General features: G+C 65.5%; 4 protein-coding genes. 2 read left to right on the plus strand and 2 right to left on the minus strand.

All coding sequences use genetic code 11. From position 1 onward, the window contains the following. Positions 1 to 88: 88 nt before the first annotated feature. Both VQ044_RS19305 and VQ044_RS19310 read right to left on the minus strand, forming a co-directional pair. Positions 89 to 448, minus strand: a complete 360-nt coding sequence (locus VQ044_RS19305; protein WP_327649518.1) for a cell division protein ZapA — start codon at positions 446 to 448, stop codon at positions 89 to 91. A gap of 20 nt (positions 449 to 468) precedes the next feature. Next, positions 469 to 747, minus strand: a complete 279-nt coding sequence (locus VQ044_RS19310; RefSeq protein WP_327622595.1) for a DUF4164 domain-containing protein — start codon at positions 745 to 747, stop codon at positions 469 to 471. 237 nt (positions 748 to 984) lie between these two features. On the opposite strand from VQ044_RS19310, the gene tkt reads away from it, so the two are divergent. Both tkt and gap read left to right on the plus strand, forming a co-directional pair. After that, positions 985 to 3,006 (plus strand): transketolase, encoded by a 2,022-nt coding sequence (gene tkt, locus VQ044_RS19315; RefSeq protein WP_327649519.1) that lies wholly within the window; start codon positions 985 to 987, stop codon positions 3,004 to 3,006. A gap of 158 nt (positions 3,007 to 3,164) precedes the next feature. Further along, a complete protein-coding gene (gap, locus tag VQ044_RS19320; protein ID WP_327622597.1) occupies positions 3,165 to 4,175 on the plus strand; it encodes a type I glyceraldehyde-3-phosphate dehydrogenase in 1,011 nt (336 codons plus the stop codon). Positions 4,176 to 4,211 lie beyond the last annotated feature (36 nt).

A 4,211-nucleotide genomic window follows, 5' to 3' on the forward strand; every position in this document is an offset into this window, starting at 1 on the left:
GCCTTTCCCATAGAGCACCTCCTGCTCACAGAGAATCAAACCGAACATCAAATGGGAACCCGTCGATTCAAATTATTCGCCGGATGCTCTAACGGTCGCCAAGCCGCGCGCCGAGCCGCTCCAGCGCTTCCGCCGTCTCGTTAAGGCTATCGACGAAACGGGTGCGGTCCTCATGCCGCGCACCGTCGAATTCTTGGGAACGAGCGGAATGTTCGGCGATTTCGCCCTCGAGTTCGCGAATCCGCCGCCGGGCCTCGAACAAGTCGTCCGAGCCCATGATGGCGGCCATGACCATCAGACGGAGATCGTCGATCTGTCCGAAACTTTGCCTCAGCTCGGCGATCCGGCCATCGACCTCCGCAGCGAGGGCCGTCAGGTGGGCCTCCTCCCCCTCGCCGCAAGCCATGCGATAGGTCTTTTCGTCGATAGTGACGACGATCTGTGGCATTCGACCTCTCTCCGCTGTCCCTACTTGTGGCGTTCGAGCACGCCGCGAACCCGTTCCATCGCGTCGACGAGTCGCTGCGAGACCTCACGGTTGGCGCGATCGAGCCGTTCGCCCCGCGCCAACGCCGCGTCGAGTTCGCGCGCCAGCCGGCCCCGGTCGGCCGTCATACGTTGAATCTCGGCTTCGCCGCCCCGCAGGAACGATTCCCGCTCCTCACGCTCCTCGACGGCGTGTTCCAGCCGCTCGATCGCGGTCCGAAGGCGCAGACGCGCCGTCTCGAACGGATCTTCCGACGACATCGCGTCGTCCCCCTGACACCAACCTGCGGGCAAAGCCCGATTCTGACATATGCCTTCCGCGAATGCGCGTATGGCCCTTCATGGTCTAGCGTTTCGGGCTGGCCATGGAAAGCGCCGCGGTGGCACGATCCCCCCGATCCGTCGCGCCAGGATGCGGTCTTCGTTTGTTGACAGTAGCATAGCCATGTGATGACTGCCGCGCGTCACGGCCGTCAGGCCGTCAATCGGAGCGCCTTGATGACAACACCCGACCAGCATCGCCAGATGGCCAACGCCATCCGGTTCCTGTCGGCCGACGCCGTCGAGGCGGCCGGGTCGGGTCATCCGGGCCTTCCCATGGGCGCGGCCGACGTCGCCACGGTGCTGTTCACCCGCTTCCTGACCTTCGATCCGCGCGATCCCGACTGGGCCGACCGCGACCGTTTCGTGCTGTCGGCCGGGCACGGCTCGATGCTGCTCTACAGCCTCCTGTATCTGCTCGGATACGACGACATCGACATCGACCAGATCAAGAATTTCCGCCAGCTCGGCGCCAAGACCGCGGGACACCCCGAATTTGGCCATGCGGCCGGAATCGAGACCACCACCGGGCCGCTCGGCCAGGGTCTAGGCAACGCCGTCGGCATGGCGATCGCCGAGCGCGTCATGAACGCGCGCTACGGCGACGGGATCGTCGACCATTATACCTACGTGCTGGTGGGCGACGGCTGCCTGATGGAGGGGATCAGCCAGGAAGCGCTCACGCTCGCCGGCCATCTCAAGCTGAACAAGCTCATCGTCCTGTGGGACGACAACGGCATTACCATCGACGGCGAGGTCGCGCTGGCCGATTCGACGGATCAGGCGGCCCGGTTCGCGGCGAGCGGCTGGAATACGGTTCGCTGCGACGGGCATGATCCTGAGGCGATCGCCGAGGCGATCGAGGCGGCCAGGGCGAGCGAGCGGCCGACCCTGGTCGCCTGCAAGACCACGATCGGCTATGGCGCGCCGACCAAGGCCGGCACCGCCAAGGTACATGGATCGGCTCTCGGGCCGAAGGAGCTTGCCGCAACCCGCGAGGCGCTCGGCTGGGACCATGAGCCATTCGAAGTTCCCGCCGAGATCCGCGACCAGTGGCGGATCGCCGGACTGCGTTCCAGCACCCGCCGCAAGGAATGGCAGAAGCGCTTCGACGAGATCGACGCCGAGATCCGGGGCGATTTCGAACGGCGGATGCGCGGTGATCTGCCGAGCGGTTTCGTCCAGGCCATGCAGCGCTACAAGCGCGCGCTGAACGAGGAGCGCCCCACCGTCGCCACCCGCAAGGCTTCGGAAATGGCGCTCGAGATCATCAACGGCGTAGTGACGGAGACGATCGGCGGCTCGGCCGATCTGACCGGCTCCAACAATACCCGCACCAGCCAGACTCCGGACATCGGTCCCGGCGACTATTCCGGCCGCTTCGTCCATTACGGTATCCGCGAGCACGCCATGGCCGCGGCGATGAACGGCCTGGCGCTGCATGGCGGCGTCATCCCCTATTCGGGCACGTTCCTGGTATTTTCCGACTATTGCCGCGGCGCGATGCGCCTGTCAGCCCTGATGAGCCAGCGGGTCATCTATGTGATGACGCATGATTCGATCGGCCTCGGCGAGGACGGGCCGACGCACCAGCCGGTCGAGCATCTCGCCTCGCTCCGAGCGATGCCGGTGATGCAGGTGTTCCGTCCCGCCGATGCGGTCGAGACGGTGGAATGCTGGCAACTCGCGCTGGAATCGCGCCACGCGCCCTCGGTGCTGGCCCTCAGCCGCCAGGATCTGCCGGCCTTGCGGCTCGACAAGCACGACGAAAACCGCAGCGCGCGCGGCGCCTATGAGATCAGCCCGGCCTCGGGCGAGGCGGAGGTGACGATCTACGCCACCGGATCGGAGGTTCAGATCGCCATGGAGGCGCGCACGCGTCTCGAGCGGGACGGCGTGCACACCCGGGTCGTTTCGGTGCCGTGCTTCGAGCTGTTCGAGCAGCAAAGCCCGGAATACCAAGCAGCGATCCTCGACCACGGCACCGTCAATGTCGCGATCGAGGCCGGAATCCGCCAAGCTTGGGACCGCTTCATCGGGCGCGACGGAATCTTTATCGGCATGACCGGCTTCGGCGCCAGCGGCCGCGCCGCCGATCTCTATGAGCACTTCGGCATCACCGCGGATGCCGTGGTCGCCGCCGTCGAGGCGCGTCGCGGGTCGGAGCGTCCGGAGGAGGACGATGATGGCGAGCGCTAGCGAGCACCGCCCTTACGGCATCGAAAATCAGCGTCCGCATAAAAAAAGCTGACCGGGCCGAATATTGATCCCGACCGCCTGCTTCTGTACAGCCCAAGGTGACCGCGACACCCCCGCGACGTTTGCCGGCAGGGCGCGCCATCGAAGGAGACGGATCAATGACAGTTCGCGTTGCAATCAATGGCTTCGGCCGCATCGGCCGCAATGTGTTGCGGGCGATCGTCGAATCCGGACGGACCGACATCGAAGTGGTCGGCATCAACGACCTGGGCCCCGTCGAGACCAACGCCCATCTGCTGCGCTACGATTCCGTGCATGGCCGTTTCCCGGCCAAGGTCACCGTTGACGGCGACACCATCAGCATCGATGGCGGCAAGCCGATCAAGGTCACCGCGATCCGCGATCCCAAGGATCTGCCCTGGGGCGACCTCGGCGTCGACGTCGCCATGGAATGCACCGGCATCTTCACCGCCAAGGACAAGGCGTCCCTGCATCTGGAAGCCGGCGCCAAGCGGGTGCTCGTCTCCGCCCCGGCGGCCGGCGCCGATAAGACCATCGTGTACGGCGTCAACCACGACACGCTGACCAAGGACGATCTGGTCGTCTCCAACGCATCGTGCACCACCAACTGCCTGTCGCCCGTCGCCTACGTCCTGAATGAGCTCGTCGGCATCGAAAAGGGCTTCATGACGACGATCCACTCCTATACCGGCGACCAGCCGACGCTCGACACGATGCACAGCGATCTCTATCGCGGCCGCGCCGCCGCCATGTCGATGATCCCGACCTCGACGGGCGCCGCCAAGGCCGTCGGCCTGGTGCTGCCGGAGCTGAACGGCAAGCTGGACGGCGTCGCCATCCGCGTGCCGACCCCGAATGTCTCCGTCGTCGACCTCAACTTCATCGCCAAGCGCGAGACCTCGATCGAGGAGATCAACGCGGCGATCAAGGCGGCCGCCGACGGCAAGCTGAAGGGCATTCTCGGCTACACCGAGGAGCCGCTGGTCTCCATCGACTTCAATCACGACAGCCACTCCTCGGTCTTCCACATGGATCAGACCAAGGTTCTGGACGGCACCTTCGTGCGCATCCTGTCCTGGTACGACAACGAGTGGGGCTTCTCCAACCGCATGTCAGACACCGCCGTCGCCCTCGCCAAGGCGCGCTAACGGCCGGGTGGACAGGCGTGTGGCGGGGGGCATCCC

The sequence above is a fragment of the Aurantimonas sp. C2-5-R2 genome (assembly GCF_036549495.1).
Classification (GTDB): Bacteria; Pseudomonadota; Alphaproteobacteria; order Rhizobiales; family Rhizobiaceae; genus Aurantimonas; species Aurantimonas coralicida_A.